Source organism: Notoacmeibacter sp. MSK16QG-6 (assembly GCF_024158145.1).
Classification (GTDB): Bacteria; Pseudomonadota; Alphaproteobacteria; order Rhizobiales; family Rhizobiaceae; genus Notoacmeibacter.
The window spans coordinates 1,226,695-1,242,625 of the sequence record NZ_JAMYXM010000001.1 but is presented as its reverse complement, the minus strand read 5'-3'; the positions used below and the strand labels follow the sequence as shown (position 1 = coordinate 1,242,625).

Sequence of the window (15,931 nt, the reverse complement as noted above, 5' to 3'; positions counted from 1 at the left end):
TTTCGGGCGGCGCTTCGTTTCGAAAGTGGTGCGCTGGCCGTTGACACTGCATCGGCTGCCGTCTAGATGCGCACGACCAGAAGGCATTGCCCAGGTGGCGGAATTGGTAGACGCGCCAGCTTCAGGTGCTGGTACTCGCAAGGGTGTGGAGGTTCGAGTCCTCTCCTGGGCACCAACAAACCCCGCTTCGGCGGGGTTTTTGTTTGCTTAGGCGAGGCTGCTTGGAGATTTTCGCAGAATCCTAAGCAGGCAAATGAGCCAACAGGTCTTCGCTGCGCATCTTTGCCTGTTCGCTCAGATCACGGATTTCCTTGGCGATCACGCTGAAGCCGAGACCGGCATCCCCGGCGCGAGCGGCTTCGATAGAAGCATTCAGCGAAATGAGCTGGACTTGACGCGCTACGGTGCCGATCGAGCGGGCGGCCTCAAGCAGAGCCTGGCGCCCTGCCTGTTCCTGCTCTGCGTGATAGGCGATTTCGGCGTTCAACGTTTCGCCTACTCGTTGGGTGAGCGTGTTGAGACAGGCGAGCAGATCATCGGCGACAAAGTCTGAAAATGAGCCGAGCCGTGAAACGGTCGCATGTTTGGGTAGCACCTTGCCGAGGCTTTTGGCTTCCGCGATGAAGCGGTCGATGCAGCCGGTCGTTCTGGCGTCGAGCACCCCGTTCTCGAGCAGCAGGCGCGATGCATCGCCCGATCCACGGATCGTCTGGTAAATATCGCAAAATTCCTCCAGAGCTTCATGATAACGCGACAGGGCCGCGTTCGCATCGCCCGATTCATTCTGTGACAATAGGGCCGCCATCGCCATGCGATGGGATAGCATGCGCATTTTTCCCGACGAATTGATCATCGCGCTCAAGTCGGCCTGCATTGTCGATAGTCCCGATTGATCTCGTAAAATCATGTGGCGATATTTTAAAATCGCTGCACAGCAACATCGGGCGAATTATTCTAACGTTAGGTTACGAAAGCCAGGAAAACAGAACAAATTTAATAGGATAAATGGCGGTTGATGGCTAATTTTAATGCCGTAATGCGCGCGTCGAGTGCAGCTGCACAAAACGGCGTCATTGGCGCGGATGCCGAGATTGATAGCGCGGTAAACCCTCCCAGTCATGCATGGAATCGCCGCCTCTAAATGACCCCGTAATCGTCGTGGAACCATCACATTCTCGCCCGATCCGGTTTGGAAAAGCGCAATCGTTAACCGCGCTTTGAAGCGTATGCGATCAGGGGCCTCGGGATGTGGCTGTCGCGTTATGCTCTTTGCGTCTGTACGTCCTCCCAGACGACAATGAGGGATTATTGTGAAGAAGACGATCTACGCCGCTGCGGCCGCCGCCGTTCTTGCGCTCTCTTTCGCTGCGCCCGCCTCCGCTAGCTGTGGTAAAGCCTCCTGGTACGGACCGGGCTTTCACGGCAAGAAGACCGCCTCCGGCGAGCGGTTCAATCAAAACGCCATGACCGCGGCGCACAAGACCCTGCCGCTTGGCACGAAGGTTCGCGTAACCAACAAGCGCAACGGGCGTTCCATCGTTGTCAGGATCAATGACCGCGGGCCTTACGCGCATGGCCGGGTTCTGGACCTCTCCAAGGGCGCCGCTTCCAAGCTCGGCTTCATCCGCTCCGGTCATACGTCTGTCTGCTACAGCAAAGCCTGATTGGCGCGTACTCATTTTCTAGAAAGGGATGGCGGCCTCTTTGGCCGCCATTTTCCGATCAGGATGCCAGCCGTGTGACGAGTTCGTCTCTGGGCAGCCGGCATGTCGATCCCTCGGCCGATTCGAGAAGCGAAAGCGTCGTCGCCGCATCCGCCGGCGTGCCGAAATAATAACCTTGTCCGACATGGCAGCCGAGCTCGATCAGCTTGTCCGCCTGCTCTCGCGCTTCGATCCCTTCAGCGATCACCGCAATCTTCAAACCCTCGCAAAGGGCGAGGATCGCTTTGACGATGTGCTCGCTCGGTAAGTCCTCCAGAATAGTCGCGATAAAAGACCGGTCGATTTTCAGCTTGTCGAAGTGAAAGTTGCGAAGTCGGCCAAGAGACGACTGGCCAGTGCCGAAGTCGTCCAGCGAGATATGTATACCGACATTGCGCAGTTGGGAAACGATGTCTTTGGCGCAGGCCGGATCGGACATGACGCCGGTCTCGGTGATTTCGATTTCTAACCGCCGGGGATCGAAACGTGTTTCCACGATGGTCGAAAGAACAAGCCGTACGGTCTGCGAATCCGCCATCTGCGTCGGCGAAAGATTGAAGGACAAAAATGTATGGCGCGGCCATTCACGCGCCGCCATACATGCTTTCTTCAGCAGCAATTGTGTCAGCGGTTCGATAATGCCGCGCTCTTCGGCCAGGGGAATGAACACCGATGGCGGCACTGCGCCGAAATCGGGATCGGTCCAGCGCGCCAGGCATTCGAAGCCGAGGGGTTCGCCGGTTCGCAGATCGACGATGGGTTGGAAGAAGGGTTCGATCTCGCCAGCCGAAACGGCGCGCCGCAACGCCTGCTCGATCTGCGTGCGCCGGCGCATGGCCTCTTCCATGCTCGATGTATGAACGACCAGTGCGCCACAACCCTGCCGTTTGGCGTGATAAAGTGCGCTTTCGGCCTTTTCGAAAAAGCTCTCCCAGTCATCGGCCGCATTCTCATAGACAGCGCCGCCGACGGAACAGGAGACCCGGACTGACCGATTGCCGATGTCGTAAGGCGCGGAAACCAGCTCGAGCAAAAGTTCGGCCTGACCGCGCAGAGCCTGTTCGGTGAAGATGCTCGGGTGGAGGATGGCGAATTCATCGCCGCCCAGTCGGCACACCACCGCTTCATCGTCCAGAGCATTGCGTAAACGGAGCGCAATTTGGGCAAGAATGGTGTCGCCGGCGCCGCGCCCGAACAGATCGTTGATCGGCTTGAAGCCGTCAATGTTGAAGAGGGTGACAGAGAACGGCACGGGATCGGCCGCATGGGCGTCGATCATCGTCGCCAGTTTTTTGAAAAAGCGCGGGCGATTGCCGAGCCCTGTCAGACTATCCGTGGAGAGCGAGTCTGCTGTATCGGAACAGTCTGTTCGGGCTTCGGGGCGCATGGGAGGCTTTCGATCGATCCGAATATCATCCTATTCTATGACAATTGCCAAAAGGTTGATGATATTTGTCGGATTTATTGCCGGGCGAATGGCCTCTTTCTCAAGAGAGGGGAACGCGTTATGTCCGAGGTCATCAATAGCGTATGGGAGTTGGGTGTATGACGCTGCGTGTGGCGATCCAGATGGATCATGTTTCGGGCCTCCATATCGCTGGCGACACCACATTTGCGCTGGGACTGGCGGCGCAGCAGCGCGGGTACGAATTGTGGCACTACGTTCCCGATGCCATGAGCCTCGACGAAAGCCGGCTCGTCGCACGGGCGCAGCCTCTGGTTTTGCGCGATAAGGAAAACGATCATTTCGATCTGGGCGAAGAAAAACGCCTGGAGCTCACCGAGATGGATGTCGTTCTGCTGCGTCAGGACCCGCCCTTCGATATGAATTACATCACGACCACCCACCTGCTGGAGCGGATTCATCCCGATACATTGGTGGTCAACGATCCCGCCTGGGTGCGCAATTCACCGGAAAAGATTTTCGTCACCGAATTTCCGGATCTGATGCCGGAGACGCTGATCACGCGCGACCGCAAGGCGGTGCTGGATTTTCGCAAGCGCCACGGCGACATTATCCTGAAGCCGCTATACGGAAACGGCGGGGCAGGCATCTTTCACCTGCGTCATGACGACAGAAACCTGACCTCTCTGATCGAACTCTTCGAGCAGATGAGCCGCGAGCCTTACATTGTCCAGCGCTATCTTCCCGCCGTGAGAGAGGGCGACAAGCGGATCATCCTGATCGAGGGCGAGCCGGTTGGCGCCATCAACCGTGTGCCGGCGGAAACGGATTCGCGATCCAATATGCATGTCGGAGGGCGGGCCGAGCCGATCGAGATGACCGATCGCGACCGCGAAATCTGCGAGCGTATCGGTCCGGCCCTTCGTGAGCGCGGCTTTACTCTGGTCGGCATCGATGTCATCGGCGATGTGCTGACCGAAATCAATGTAACGAGCCCCACCGGCATCCGTGAGGTAAAGCGGTTCGGCGGCAAGGATATCGCCGAACTCTTCTGGGATGCAGTGGAAGGCAGGCTTGCCCGCTAGTCTGTTGCTTATGCAATCGGGCACAACCGAAAATAGTGCCTTGGACAAAAAGTTCCCTAAACGTTCTTGATCTGTGCGCCGATCCGTGCTTGCCTTTAGGGAAGTCGGACGCTGAGGATCAGGCGATGGTTTCCACTATCCACACAGTCTCCTTTCAGGGGATCGAGGCCGTGCCTGTCAGTGTGCAGGTCATGGTGGCACCGGGCAAGATGAATATGCAGATTGTCGGCCTGCCGGACAAGGCGGTCGCGGAAAGCAGGGAACGCGTGCAGGCGGCGCTCCATGCGTCGGGTCTTTCGATGCCGGTCAAGCGCGTGACCGTCAATCTGGCGCCAGCCGATTTGCCGAAAGAGGGTAGCCATTATGATTTGCCGATAGCGCTGGGTTTGATGGCGGCGATGGGCGCTATTCCCGGCGACGCTCTGGATGGCTTTACGGTGCTTGGCGAATTGTCGCTCGACGGGACCATCGCGCCGGTCGCCGGTGCTCTGCCGGCTGCCATTGGCGCAAATGCGCAGGGGAGGGGGTTGATTTGCCCTGCAGCAAGCGGTGGAGAAGCGGCCTGGGCGAGCGAGGATATGGAAATTCTGGCCCCTCGCAGTCTCATCGCAATTGCCAATCATTTTCGCGGCACGCAGGTTCTGTCTCGGCCGCAGCCATCTCGCCGGCAAGCGTCTGGCACCCTGCCGGATCTGGCGGATGTGCGCGGACAGGAAACGGCCAAGCGGGCCCTGGAGATCGCTGCCGCCGGCGGTCACAATCTTCTGATGGTTGGCCCGCCCGGCTCCGGCAAATCGATGCTGGCTGCGCGCCTTCCGTCAATTCTGCCGCCACTGTCGCCCCGCGAACTGCTCGAAGTGTCGATGGTGGCATCCATCGCCGGAGAATTGGCCGGCGGACAGCTCAGCGAAAGACGTCCGTTTCGCGCGCCCCATCATTCCGCTTCCATGGCGGCCATGGTCGGTGGGGGCACCCGTGCAAGACCGGGCGAGGTTTCTCTGGCCCATAATGGCGTGCTATTTCTCGACGAATTGCCGGAGTTTCATCCGGCGGTTCTGGATAGCCTGCGACAACCGCTCGAAAATGGCGAATGCGTCATCGCCAGAGCCAATCACAGGGTCACCTATCCAGCACGTATCCAACTCATTACCGCGATGAATCCATGTCGCTGCGGAATGGCTGGAGAGCCGGGACATCGCTGTGCCCGCGGGCCGCGTTGCGTTACCGATTATCAGGCGCGGCTTTCCGGGCCGCTTCTGGACCGTATCGACATGAAGATCGAAGTGCCGGCCGTTACCGCAGCCGATCTTATCGCGCCGGCAAGTGCCGAGCCTTCGGCAATCGTGGCGGAACGCGTGGCGCATGCACGCGAGATTCAGAGTGCGCGTTTTGTGGCGCTCGGCTTGCCAATGGCGACGACCAACGCCGTCTGCGCATCCTCGATCATCGAAAGCGCGGCGCGATGCGATGCACCGGCGACGGCGCTTCTTTGCGATGCTGCCGAAAAGATGGCTCTATCGGCCAGAGGGTATCATCGGGTTCTGAAGGTGGCGCGGACGCTGGCCGATCTGGATGGCGCTGAAAGCACGGGCCGTATTCATCTGGCCGAAGCCTTATCGTTCCGCATGGCCGGCGACCGGTTGGCTCAGGCTGCCTGAAAGCCATATGCCGAAACGCCGCTATAAACGCGCGCAGAGAGAACCCAGACCCGCTACAGCGCCTCGATATTTATACGCTAGCGGCTGCTTTCGACGGAACCGACGAAGATCTCGTTGCCGCTGCGCAGGCTGACCCACCGTCCGGAGTTCACGCTCGATTGCCGCTTTAGAAACCGGTAAGGCGTTTGCGCCCATGCGCGGACATCGTCACGCAGATTGTCCAGAATGAAATCGCCATGGTCGGTACGGAAGGTCAGTACCGCGTGGCCCTCGCCATCCGGCTTGCGCACCACAGTGATCAGAAGATCGGAATAGGGGATGCCCATCGCCGCAAGAGACCGCTGCTTCTCGAGCACGTAATCTTCGCAATCGCCGGCGCCACTCGGAAAGGTCCACAGTTCCTCGCGGCCGTAGAGATCGGAATCGTTCATCGGCACGATCGTCCGGTTGATCTGGCGGTTGATCTCCTCAACGCGCTGCCAAATTCCGGATGTCAGAACGAACGGACCGAGGTCGCGGCCTTTTACGTCGCACTCGGCTGGATTGACGAGGCAGAATTCATAATGGCCGATTGGCTGCGAAGTGGTCGGTCCGGTCCACATATTGGAACTGGCTGCTGCTCCCATCCCGCTACTGAGCATGACGGCAAAGCCGGCGGCCAATCCGGCGAGGAGACCCGCACCCTTTCCTTTCCGCATTATAACCGTTCCTTCACCGCCATCTCTTAACCGAATGTTAAGGAATGGCTGGGGAGGCGGTCAATCGGTCAAAGAAAAATGACGCAAGAATTGGTTAAGGTAAAAGAAGCGTTAACGACCAGCTATCATATGGATCGCTATCAAGTCTCTGATTTCATTGGATCGTAGGAATAGTCGACCGATCAGTTCGCGCCGTGATCCTTGGCGAATTCCACAATTCTGGGGACAATATGTTTGCGAAAGCGCGATCCGTTGAAGACGCCGTAGTGGCCCACATTGGGCTGGGTGTAGTGTTTCTTCATCGAAGCTGGCAGGCCGGTGCACCAGTCGAGCGCAGCCTTTGTCTGGCCATGGCCCGTAATGTCGTCTTTCTCACCTTCGATCGTGAAGATCGCGGTTTTGGTAATGGCCGAGGCGTCGACCTTCCATTCGCGGTGCTGCATCTGGCCGAGCGGCAGGTCGTGCCGAATGAAGACGCTCTCGACGGTTTGCAGGTAAAACTCCGCGGTCATGTCCATTACCGCGAGATATTCATCGTAGAACTCGCGATGCTTCTCGGCACTGTCGCCATCATTCTGCACGAGGTGCAGGAAGTAATCCTTGTGAGCGATGACGTGGCGATCCAGATTCATGGTCATGAAGCCGGATAGCTGCATGAAACCGGGATAGACCTTCCGGCCAGCACCGGGAAGCGGCCATGGCACCGTCATGATCACATTGTCTCGGAACCAGGCGATACCCTTTTCCGCCGCCAGATCATTCACAGCAGTTGGCGAAAGACGGGTATCCATCGGCCCGCCCATCAATATCATTGTCGATGGCGCCGCTTCATCGTCCAGTTCGTTCATGCGCGCGACAGCCGTAAAGACCGGAACGGACGGCTGACAGACCGCGATGACATGGGTGTCGGGGCCAAGATGCCTGAGCATTTCGATGACATAATCGACATAGCTGTCGAGGTCGAAACTTCCGTCGGCCAGGGAAACGTCACGGGCGTCGACCCAGTCGGTGATGAACACATCGCCGTGCGGCAGCATTGCTTCGACCGTTCCGCGCAGAAGCGTCGCGTAGTGGCCACTCATCGGAGCCACGAGAAGAAAACGCGGTGATTTCTCGCCATTATCCGGCAAGTCTCGCCGGAAATGCAGCAGGTTGCAGAACGGCTGCCGCCATACGATTTCTTCCGATACCGCTACCGCTTTGCCGTCGAGCACCGTTTCCGTCAGACCGAAAGCAGGTTTTTCATAGCGGCGGGTCATCCGTTCGAACAGTTCTGCCGAGGCGGCTATCGATCGTCCGAAGGCATTGCGCGAGAGTGGATTGAGGGGATTGGAAAAAGTCATCCGGGTGGCATCGGCCATCGCCCTTGCCGGGCCAAGCGCCGCACGCTGCCACTCATAGACGTGATAGAGCATCCCCATCTCCCAATCCTCCTGCCGAGTGATCCAGTTAAGGCCGAGCAACACTAAACAGTGTCGGTTGCAATGCAACAGGCCTTTGGCACCGCAGCGAATTTTGCGACATTATGGTAACAGCGCCTTGCGTGAAACTGCTCTTTTGCCCCTCGAAACGAAGGTAGCAGTACGCCGGCGATAATCCACAGGACGAAAGTATGGGTGTTTGCACTGCCGCGAAGGCTGTTCAGAACGCATCATTGATGGCGTCGATAATCGCCTCGCAGGCAGCGCGCCGGTCGGCGGCCTGAAGAATTGGCCTCGCGACGACGAGATGGCTCGCACCGGCCTCGATGGCCTCATCCGGGGTCATGACCCGCTTTTGATCCCCCGAAGCGGCGCCGGATGGGCGGATGCCCGGCGTCACGATTGCGAGGTCGGGACCGACAATCGCACGGACGCTCGCGGCTTCCTGTCCGGAGCAGACAAGGCCGCCCATTCCCGCCTGCTTCGCCTGTATCGCCCGCTGCTTCACGAGGTCTTCGGCGGTTTCGCAGTAACCGGCCTCGGCAAGATCGCCGGAATCCATCGATGTCAGCACGGTCACGCCGAGAAGCGTCAAGTCGTGGTCTTTCGCGGCTCCCACCGCCGCCACCATCGCTTTCGGATAGGCGTGGATCGTCAGCATCGATACGCCGAGCGAGGCGACAGAGGCGACGCCTTTCTCGACCGTGTTGTCGATATCCAGCAATTTCAGATCGAGAAAAACCTTTTCGCCCTGTTCGATCAGGTCGCGGGCAAGGTCGAGCCCGCCGGTAAAGGCGAGCTGGTGGCCGATTTTGTAAAGGCCGACCGCCCCGCGTGTCTCGTCGGCAATCTCGCGGGCCTCATCGATCGTCGGCACATCGAGACCGAGAATGAGGCGCTCGCGCGCGGCTTTGGGTTGGGTGACAGCAGTCAAAACGAGATTACCGATAAACGAGCCGCCAAATCGTCAGGCGGGCCGACGGTAGACGAAGAGATTGGCGGGCGGGACATTGCGTAGAACGTAGTCGTAATGCACCACTTCGAAATTGCCGCTCCCGGCAGGAATTGGCGATTTCGGCGCATAGGTGATCTGGATCACAGGGCGTCCGGGCTTGACGCGGTCGAGGAGGTCTTCGACCAGCCCGGCGCGCTGTTCGACGGGAATGTAGATCAGCGGTACGGCGCAGATCACGCAGTCGAAGGTCTGATCTTTCTTGTCTCCAAGCGTCGTGTCCAGATCGAAAGCGTCGCCCTGGATGATGTTGACGTCGGGAAACTCGATCTTGAGATGATCGGCGAAATCCTTGGAATACTCCACACTGTAAAGTTGATCGGGAGCGATGCCGCGTTCCAGGATGGCCTTGGTGATGACGCCAGTCCCCGGTCCAAGCTCCAGAACAGGCAACCCGCTCGAAACATCGACCACCGAGGCCATGACGCGGGCGGTCACCGATGATGTCGGCAGGATCGCGCCGACCGCTTTGACATCAGCAAGCCATCCTTTGAAAAAGCGGATCTCTTCATTGAAGCGAGCCCGCTTCTGCGGCTTTCGTACTGCTTGTGACATGAATGTGCGTCCCTTGATCACGCGACCGCCATTGGCGGAATATCATCTTATTTAACCGAACGATCCAGCCAACGGAAGTTTCCCGCAACCTCGCGATGAATCGAAAAAATCGCCACCGCTCCTACTCGCCGAAGGATTCGAAGAAATCTTTCATGCGGTTGAAAAAACCTGTGCTCTGCGGCGAGTTCTCCGCTTCCGAGATATCGGCGAATTCCTCCAGCAATTCGCGCTGGCGTTTATTCAGTTTCTGCGGCGTTTCCACGGCGACCTGAATGTAAAGATCGCCCACGACAGTTTCGCGAAGGACAGGCATGCCCTTGCCCTTCAGGCGGAACTGTTTGCCGTTCTGCGTGCCTTCCGGCACCTTCACCCTTGCCTGACTGCCATCGAGCGTGCCGACGTCGAACTGTCCGCCGAGAGCGGCTGTCGCCATGGAGATGGGAACCCGGCAGTAGAGATCGGCGCCATCGCGCTGGAAGAACTCATGCGGCGTGATGGAAACGAAGATATAGAGATCGCCGGAGGGGCCGCCGCGCAGTCCTGCTTCGCCTTCGCTTGCAAGTCGGATGCGCGTGCCGTCCTCGATCCCGGCGGGAATATTGACGGAGAGAGATCGCTCTTCCTGAATGCGGCCGTCTCCGCTGCAATTCTTGCATGGATCGGACACGACGGTGCCGCGACCATGGCACTGCGGGCATGTTCGCTGAATGGAAAAGAAGCCTTGCGCGGCACGGATCTGGCCCATGCCGTTACACATCGGGCAGGTCGTCGGCTGGCTGCCAGGCGCGGCCCCGGTGCCATCGCACTCCTCGCAACTGCGCGAGGTCGGCACGTGAATCTGCGCCGTCTTGCCGATGAAGGCCTCTTCGAGGCTGATTTCCATATTGTAGCGTAGATCGGCGCCCCGCTCGCGTCCGCCGCTGCGGCGCGAGCGGCCGCCGCCCATCATGTCGCCGAAAATATCTTCGAAAATATCGGAGAAGCCGCCACCGCCGCTAAAACCGCCACGCGCGCCCCCTCCCATTCCGCCATTTTCAAAAGCGGCATGGCCGAAGCGATCATAGGCGGCCCGCTTTTGCGGGTCGCGAAGCACGTCGTAGGCCTCATTCAATTCCTTGAACTTGTGTTCGGCTGCGGCGTCGCCCGGATTGCGGTCGGGATGCCATTTCATCGCAGCTTTGCGGAATGCGCTCTTCAACGCCTTTTCGTCTGCTTCGCGGCCGACGCCGAGAAGATCGTAATAGTCGTGCTTGGTGGCCATACTTGGCGATTGGTCCCTGAATCGGCATGGGCGGGTCTTCGCAGCCTGAGCGCGGTGACGCGCGCCGGCAGCAGCGTTTGCCTATGTAATGGGGCTTGACGCAGGATGAAAGGGGGGCGATTGCCGACCGCCTCAGCGGCCGCCCTCCATCAGGGCGCTCCGGGCAGCCAGGGCGTGACGGATTTTCCGTCCGTGAAGCCGATCGATCAGCCAGTCCCCAATGGGCTTTTCGAACAGAACATGGCTAACAAGCGCAACCACAATCGTGCTGATGGCGGCGGGGATAAACAACCAGTCGATGCGGAAATCGACGATGGGCTCAATGATCCGCCAGATCCCTTTCAGATAGATGGCTTCCAGCACGGGATGCCACAGATAGATCCCGAAGCTGACGGCAAGAACGGGAAGGCCGGGCCGCATCCATGCCATGCCATGCGGGTTGTCGCGCTCTGCAAGGGCGGCGAGCCATAGCGTGGCGGCAAGCGCGGTCAGCACAAGTCCGTAAGCCGCTGGCTGAAACATCAGCCAGACGGTGAAAGCCATGCTGATCTGACCGGCCAGATGCGATCCCATCTTGAAGGTGGTGAGGTGGACGATCCGGACCAGCGCAGCGCCGATAAAGAAGCTGCCGACCGCACGAAACGCGCCCCAGTTCTTCATCTCCGCAACGGACTGCGCAGGCGACCAGCCCTGAGCGATAACGAACAGCGCGATCATATAGGCAAGGACAGCGCCGAAGATGAGACCGGCAATTCCGCTTCTCGTGGCCACAAGCACGACGAGAGGCATCAGCAGATAGCAGAGCCACTCGGCCGATAGGGACCATGAGGGGAAGTTGAAGCTCAACCATTCGGTCGTTCCCCACGCCTGAAGCAAAAGAAAATTGGCAGGCAGCGCGCTCCAATCGAACAGGACTGGCCCATTCTCGGCCCGGATCAGACCCGCCTCCCAGACGACGCCGAGCGCCACGAAGAATAGTGTGGTGATCAAATGCAGCGGATAGAGCCGCGCCAGCCTTTTGTAGAGAAAGACCATGAACGATTTCATGTTGCCGAGCCGGCTCTGGTAGCGCTCATAGATCAGAAACCCCGAGACCATGAAGAAAAGGTCCAGCAGGGGGAGCATGTTTTCCAGCCACGGCACCCATGTGCGCCAATCGTCCGACAGATGGACGAAATGGTAGAACATGATGATCAGCGCCGCGAGGAAACGCCATAATGCGAAGGCGTGGTAGGTTAACGGCTTCGGCGGTATTGCGTCGTCGGGCATCGGACAGTCCGTCGTGGAAAATATTCTTTCGCAATATCCGCTATCGGACGACAGGAAAACCGAAGGTTCTTGAAGTGGTAAACGATAGCGTGCAACCACGCCCGAAAAGTAGACAACGGTAAGTTGGTCTGCGGCCGATGGATTTCTCCGGCGGCTGGCGATATAAGCGCGACATGATCGCCCGATCGCTAAATTGGCAGGTGCTTCGCAAGGCCGTCGCCTTGCTTCTGGCAACCGCGTTACTGACTGGCATTGGTCTCGGCTCGGTCGTTCGCGCAGCGTCGGTTGCCGAAAGCCACAGTCAGGTCGTCGATCTTGCGGCTTATGCGCTGCCTGACGGAACCGTACCTGTCGTTTGCCGCGGCGGCATAGCAGATGGCGATCAGACCGACCATCGATCAGAGCTGCACTGCTTCCTTTGTGTTTTCGCCCAGATAGCCGGACTGCCGCCGACGCCCGACGGCGTGCCGTTGATCATCTCGCTCTCGTTGAAGCTGCGCCTGGCCCGCGCCGATTCAGCGCAGTTTTCGCCGCCCCTAACAGCCTTTTCCGCACGCGCTCCGCCGATCGTCGTCTAGGGCCGCGAAGCCGGCCTTGTTTGACGAAATGCAAGGACACGCCTTTCGATAGGCGCGAAAAGGAAAAGATGATGAAATATACGATCATGGCCGCTGTCGCGGCGCTCACTCTGCTGCCCATCTCTGCACAGGCAGAATCCAACAAGATGGCCGACGGACATTCGCATATGCAGATGGTCGGCAAGCTTGAGATCACAGATGTGCGGCTACGGGCGACGCCACCCAACGCAAAGGTCGCCGCCGGCTATCTGACGGTCAGAAATACGGGCACGGAACCGGATCGCCTGATCGGCGGATCGGTCGATTTCGCCGATGAGATCGAAGTGCATGAGATGGCGGTCGAGGATGGCGTGATGAAAATGCGCCCGCTTCGCGATGGGCTGGAGATCGCGCCAGGACAGCAGGTCGAACTGAAACCCGGCAGCTACCATCTGATGCTCATGGGGATGAAAGATGAGCTTAAAGAGGGGCAGACCAGAACGCTGACGGTGGAATTCGAAAAGGCCGGCAGCGTGAGTGTCGATGCGCCCGTGGCGCCTTTTGGCAAAGGCGGGCACCCCGACAATAGCAAAGAGCATAAGGCGCACTGACGATGAGAACGGTCCGTATCATCAGTTGGGCGGCGGTCAGCCTTCTGATCGCTGCCATCGCCGGCGCGCTTATCTATCAATCGATTTTCGGCGGTTCCGATCGTTCCATGATCGCCGATACGAAGATGGGCGCGCCCTTCGAACTTATCGATCACAATGGCGAGGTCATTACGGAGAAGGCGTTGGAGGGCCAACCCTCGGCCGTTTTCTTCGGTTTCACCCATTGCCCGGAGGTCTGCCCGACCACGCTTTATGAGATGGCGACCTGGTTCGACGCGTTGGGAGAGGAGGGCAAGAATATTCGCGCCTTCTTCATCACTGTCGATCCCGAGCGCGATACGCCGGATGTGATGAAGTCGTATGTCGAGAACTTCACCGACCGGATCACGGGCATCACGGGAGATCCTGAAAAGGTCGAGCAGTTGAAGAAAGCCTGGCGCGTTTATTCCAAACGGGTACCGCTTGAAGATGGCGACTACACCATGGACCATACCGCGTCGGTGATGCTGGTCGACGCCGAGGGGCGTTTCAAAGGCACCATTGCTTATGGCGAGTCTGCCGATACGGCGATGGAAAAGCTGCGGCGGTTGGCCAAGGGGTGATCGGGCTTTTCCTCGCCCCTTGGGAAGAGGGATAGTGTGGCACGGCGGCGAGGCTCTCCCGGGGCGATGCCGGACTTGGGTGAGGGGCAAGTCCCAAATATAAAAGCCCCGGCTGTCTCCAGTCGGGGCTTTTTACGTCGCGTTACAGTAACGATCAGGCGCTTTTCTTCTCGTCGCCGTCTTCGTCGATTTCCTCATATTCGGCATCGACAACATCGTCGCTTTCACTGCTTTCAGAAGCGCCGTCGGCCTGTGCGTCGGCCGCTGCAGCCTCGGCCTGGCTCGCCTCATACATAGCCTGTCCGAGCTTCATGGAAGCCTCGGCAAGGGTCTGCGTCTTGGCCGTGATGGCTTCCGGATCAGCGTCGTCCTTGTCGAGTTCGGACTGCAAATCGGACTTGGCGGTCTCAATAGCCGTCTTGTCCTCTTCGGAGACCTTGTCGCCGTAGTCCTTGAGGCTCTGCTCCGTGGAATGGATCAGCGCCTCGGCCTGGTTGCGGGCCTCGACAGCCGCACGCCGCTTCTTGTCGGCTTCGGCGTTGGATTCGGCATCGGCGACCATCTTCTCAATGTCGGCGTCCGAAAGGCCGCCGGAAGCCTGGATGCGGATCTGCTGCTCCTTTCCGGTGCCTTTGTCCTTCGCGGAGACCTGCACGATGCCGTTGGCGTCGATGTCGAACGTCACTTCGATCTGCGGCACGCCGCGCGGCGCTGGCGGAAGACCGACAAGATCGAACTGGCCGAGGATCTTGTTGTCCGCCGCCATTTCACGCTCGCCCTGGAAGACCCGGATCGTCACCGCATTCTGATTGTCTTCAGCGGTCGAGAAGGTCTGGCTCTTCTTGGTCGGGATCGTGGTATTGCGCTCGATCAGGCGGGTGAACACGCCGCCCAGCGTCTCGATGCCGAGCGATAGCGGCGTGACGTCGAGCAGCAAAACGTCCTTGACGTCGCCCTGCAGAACACCGGCCTGAATGGCGGCGCCCATGGCCACGACCTCATCAGGGTTCACACCCTTATGCGGCTCCTTGCCGAAGAACTGCTTCACCGTCTCCTGCACCTTGGGCATACGGGTCATGCCGCCGACGAGAACGACCTCATCCAGCTCATTAGCGGTGAGACCCGCATCCTTGAGCGCAGCCTTCATCGGCTCCACGGTACGCTTGACGAGGCTCTCGACGAGGCTTTCGAACTTCGCCCGCGTCAGCTTCATGGTGAGATGCTTCGGGCCGGACTGGTCGGCGGTGATGAAGGGCAGGTTGATCTCTGTCTGCGAAGAGGACGACAGTTCGATCTTAGCCTTCTCCGCCGCTTCTTTCAGGCGCTGCAGAGCCAGCTTGTCGTTGCGCAGATCGATGCCCTGATCCTTCTTGAACTCATCGGCCAGATATTCGACCAGCTTCATGTCGAAATCTTCGCCGCCGAGGAACGTGTCGCCATTGGTCGACTTCACCTCGAACACGCCGTCGCCAATCTCCAGAATGGAGACGTCGAACGTGCCGCCGCCAAGATCGTAGACGGCGATGGTCTTGCCGTCCTTCTTGTCGAGGCCGTAGGCGAGGGCCGCCGCCGTCGGCTCGTTGATAATGCGCAGCACTTCGAGACCGGCGATCTTGCCGGCATCCTTGGTGGCCTGACGCTGGGCGTCGTTGAAGTAGGCCGGCACGGTAATGACCGCCTGCTCGACCTTCTCGCCGAGATAGGCCTCAGCGGTTTCCTTCATCTTCTGAAGGATCATTGCGGAAATCTGCGAGGGGGAGTGATCCTTACCGCCGGCTTTCACCCAGGCGTCGCCATTGCTGCCCTCGACGATGGCGTAGGGAACCAGCTTCTTGTCCTTTTCGACCGTCGGGTCGGAATAAGGGCGGCCGATCAGGCGCTTGACCGCAAACAGCGTGCCTTCCGGGTTCGTCACCGCCTGGCGCTTGGCCGGCTGGCCGACGAGGCGTTCGCCATCCTCGGTGAAGGCAACCATGGACGGCGTGGTGCGCGCGCCTTCCGAGTTCTCGATAACCTTGGCTTCCTTGCCGTCCATGACGGCGACGCAGGAATTGGTGGTGCCGAGGTCGATACCAATAACTTTAGCCATTCTTC

At 59.1% G+C, this 15,931-nt stretch carries 15 protein-coding genes and 1 tRNA gene; 7 read left to right on the top strand and 9 right to left on the bottom strand.

The window, feature by feature from the left end; all coding sequences use genetic code 11:
• Positions 1 to 88: 88 nt before the first annotated feature.
• Positions 89 to 175, top strand: a tRNA-Leu gene (locus tag NIM86_RS05910).
• 66 nt (positions 176 to 241) lie between these two features.
• Here NIM86_RS05910 and NIM86_RS05905 read toward each other — a convergent pair.
• Complete coding sequence (locus tag NIM86_RS05905) at positions 242 to 874, bottom strand: methyl-accepting chemotaxis protein (RefSeq protein ID WP_253379958.1); 633 nt, start codon at positions 872 to 874, stop codon at positions 242 to 244.
• Positions 875 to 1,310: 436 nt separating this feature from the next.
• On the opposite strand from NIM86_RS05905, the gene NIM86_RS05900 reads away from it, so the two are divergent.
• Positions 1,311 to 1,664, top strand: coding sequence for a septal ring lytic transglycosylase RlpA family protein (locus tag NIM86_RS05900; protein ID WP_253379956.1), 354 nt, complete (start codon positions 1,311 to 1,313; stop codon positions 1,662 to 1,664).
• Between the two features lie 58 nt (positions 1,665 to 1,722).
• Here NIM86_RS05900 and NIM86_RS05895 read toward each other — a convergent pair whose 3' ends face one another.
• Positions 1,723 to 3,090, bottom strand: a complete 1,368-nt coding sequence (locus tag NIM86_RS05895; protein ID WP_253379954.1) for a bifunctional diguanylate cyclase/phosphodiesterase — start codon at positions 3,088 to 3,090, stop codon at positions 1,723 to 1,725.
• A gap of 158 nt (positions 3,091 to 3,248) precedes the next feature.
• Between NIM86_RS05895 and gshB the strand changes: the two genes are divergently transcribed.
• Together gshB and NIM86_RS05885 are read left to right on the top strand one after the other, a co-directional pair.
• Positions 3,249 to 4,193, top strand: a complete 945-nt coding sequence (gshB, locus tag NIM86_RS05890) for a glutathione synthase (RefSeq protein WP_253379951.1) — start codon at positions 3,249 to 3,251, stop codon at positions 4,191 to 4,193.
• Between the two features lie 125 nt (positions 4,194 to 4,318).
• Positions 4,319 to 5,851, top strand: a complete 1,533-nt coding sequence (locus NIM86_RS05885; RefSeq protein WP_253379949.1) for a YifB family Mg chelatase-like AAA ATPase — start codon at positions 4,319 to 4,321, stop codon at positions 5,849 to 5,851.
• Positions 5,852 to 5,928: 77 nt separating this feature from the next.
• On the opposite strand, the gene NIM86_RS05880 is transcribed toward NIM86_RS05885, so the two are convergent.
• The 6 genes from NIM86_RS05880 to NIM86_RS05855 all read right to left on the bottom strand — a co-directional run bounded on the left by NIM86_RS05880 (position 5,929) and on the right by NIM86_RS05855 (position 12,067).
• Positions 5,929 to 6,549: a transglutaminase-like cysteine peptidase gene (locus tag NIM86_RS05880; protein WP_253379947.1), complete on the bottom strand. Its 621-nt coding sequence runs from the start codon at positions 6,547 to 6,549 to the stop codon at positions 5,929 to 5,931.
• Between the two features lie 182 nt (positions 6,550 to 6,731).
• On the bottom strand, positions 6,732 to 7,964 hold the full coding sequence (locus NIM86_RS05875) for a polyhydroxyalkanoate depolymerase (RefSeq protein ID WP_253380750.1): 1,233 nt from the start codon (positions 7,962 to 7,964) through the stop codon (positions 6,732 to 6,734).
• A 226-nt stretch (positions 7,965 to 8,190) separates the two neighbouring features.
• Entirely contained in the window at positions 8,191 to 8,904 is a 714-nt protein-coding gene (gene pyrF, locus NIM86_RS05870) for an orotidine-5'-phosphate decarboxylase (RefSeq protein WP_253379944.1), read from the bottom strand.
• Between the two features lie 33 nt (positions 8,905 to 8,937).
• Complete coding sequence (pmtA, locus tag NIM86_RS05865) at positions 8,938 to 9,537, bottom strand: phospholipid N-methyltransferase PmtA (RefSeq protein WP_253379942.1); 600 nt, start codon at positions 9,535 to 9,537, stop codon at positions 8,938 to 8,940.
• 121 nt (positions 9,538 to 9,658) lie between these two features.
• Positions 9,659 to 10,798 (bottom strand): molecular chaperone DnaJ, encoded by a 1,140-nt coding sequence (gene dnaJ / locus NIM86_RS05860; protein ID WP_253379940.1) that lies wholly within the window; start codon positions 10,796 to 10,798, stop codon positions 9,659 to 9,661.
• A 132-nt stretch (positions 10,799 to 10,930) separates the two neighbouring features.
• Positions 10,931 to 12,067: an acyltransferase gene (locus NIM86_RS05855; protein ID WP_253379938.1), complete on the bottom strand. Its 1,137-nt coding sequence runs from the start codon at positions 12,065 to 12,067 to the stop codon at positions 10,931 to 10,933.
• A 137-nt stretch (positions 12,068 to 12,204) separates the two neighbouring features.
• Here NIM86_RS05855 and NIM86_RS05850 point away from each other — a divergent pair, with 137 nt between their 5' ends.
• The 3 genes from NIM86_RS05850 (at position 12,205) to NIM86_RS05840 (ending at position 13,837) form a co-directional block, all read left to right on the top strand.
• Positions 12,205 to 12,645, top strand: coding sequence for a hypothetical protein (locus tag NIM86_RS05850; protein ID WP_253379936.1), 441 nt, complete (start codon positions 12,205 to 12,207; stop codon positions 12,643 to 12,645).
• 68 nt (positions 12,646 to 12,713) lie between these two features.
• On the top strand, positions 12,714 to 13,235 hold the full coding sequence (locus NIM86_RS05845; protein WP_253379934.1) for a copper chaperone PCu(A)C: 522 nt from the start codon (positions 12,714 to 12,716) through the stop codon (positions 13,233 to 13,235).
• 2 nt (positions 13,236 to 13,237) lie between these two features.
• Complete coding sequence (locus NIM86_RS05840) at positions 13,238 to 13,837, top strand: SCO family protein (protein WP_253379932.1); 600 nt, start codon at positions 13,238 to 13,240, stop codon at positions 13,835 to 13,837.
• A 154-nt stretch (positions 13,838 to 13,991) separates the two neighbouring features.
• Here the strand turns inward: NIM86_RS05840 and dnaK are convergent, their stop codons facing one another.
• Positions 13,992 to 15,926 (bottom strand): molecular chaperone DnaK, encoded by a 1,935-nt coding sequence (gene dnaK / locus NIM86_RS05835; protein WP_253379930.1) that lies wholly within the window; start codon positions 15,924 to 15,926, stop codon positions 13,992 to 13,994.
• Positions 15,927 to 15,931 lie beyond the last annotated feature (5 nt).

Bases quoted from the DNA above. Each gene is read 5' to 3' on its own strand.
- NIM86_RS05905 (WP_253379958.1), bottom strand. From the start codon at position 874: ATGCAGGCCGACTTGAGCGCGATGATCAATTCGTCGGGAAAAATGCGC.
- NIM86_RS05895 (WP_253379954.1), bottom strand. From the start codon at position 3,090: ATGCGCCCCGAAGCCCGAACAGACTGTTCCGATACAGCAGACTCGCTC.
- gshB (WP_253379951.1), top strand. From the start codon at position 3,249: ATGACGCTGCGTGTGGCGATCCAGATGGATCATGTTTCGGGCCTCCAT.
- NIM86_RS05885 (WP_253379949.1), top strand. From the start codon at position 4,319: ATGGTTTCCACTATCCACACAGTCTCCTTTCAGGGGATCGAGGCCGTG.
- NIM86_RS05880 (WP_253379947.1), bottom strand. From the start codon at position 6,549: ATGCGGAAAGGAAAGGGTGCGGGTCTCCTCGCCGGATTGGCCGCCGGC.
- NIM86_RS05875 (WP_253380750.1), bottom strand. From the start codon at position 7,964: ATGCTCTATCACGTCTATGAGTGGCAGCGTGCGGCGCTTGGCCCGGCA.
- pmtA (WP_253379942.1), bottom strand. From the start codon at position 9,537: ATGTCACAAGCAGTACGAAAGCCGCAGAAGCGGGCTCGCTTCAATGAA.
- dnaJ (WP_253379940.1), bottom strand. From the start codon at position 10,798: ATGGCCACCAAGCACGACTATTACGATCTTCTCGGCGTCGGCCGCGAA.
- NIM86_RS05855 (WP_253379938.1), bottom strand. From the start codon at position 12,067: ATGCCCGACGACGCAATACCGCCGAAGCCGTTAACCTACCACGCCTTC.
- NIM86_RS05850 (WP_253379936.1), top strand. From the start codon at position 12,205: ATGGATTTCTCCGGCGGCTGGCGATATAAGCGCGACATGATCGCCCGA.
- NIM86_RS05845 (WP_253379934.1), top strand. From the start codon at position 12,714: ATGATGAAATATACGATCATGGCCGCTGTCGCGGCGCTCACTCTGCTG.
- NIM86_RS05840 (WP_253379932.1), top strand. From the start codon at position 13,238: ATGAGAACGGTCCGTATCATCAGTTGGGCGGCGGTCAGCCTTCTGATC.
- dnaK (WP_253379930.1), bottom strand. From the start codon at position 15,926: ATGGCTAAAGTTATTGGTATCGACCTCGGCACCACCAATTCCTGCGTC.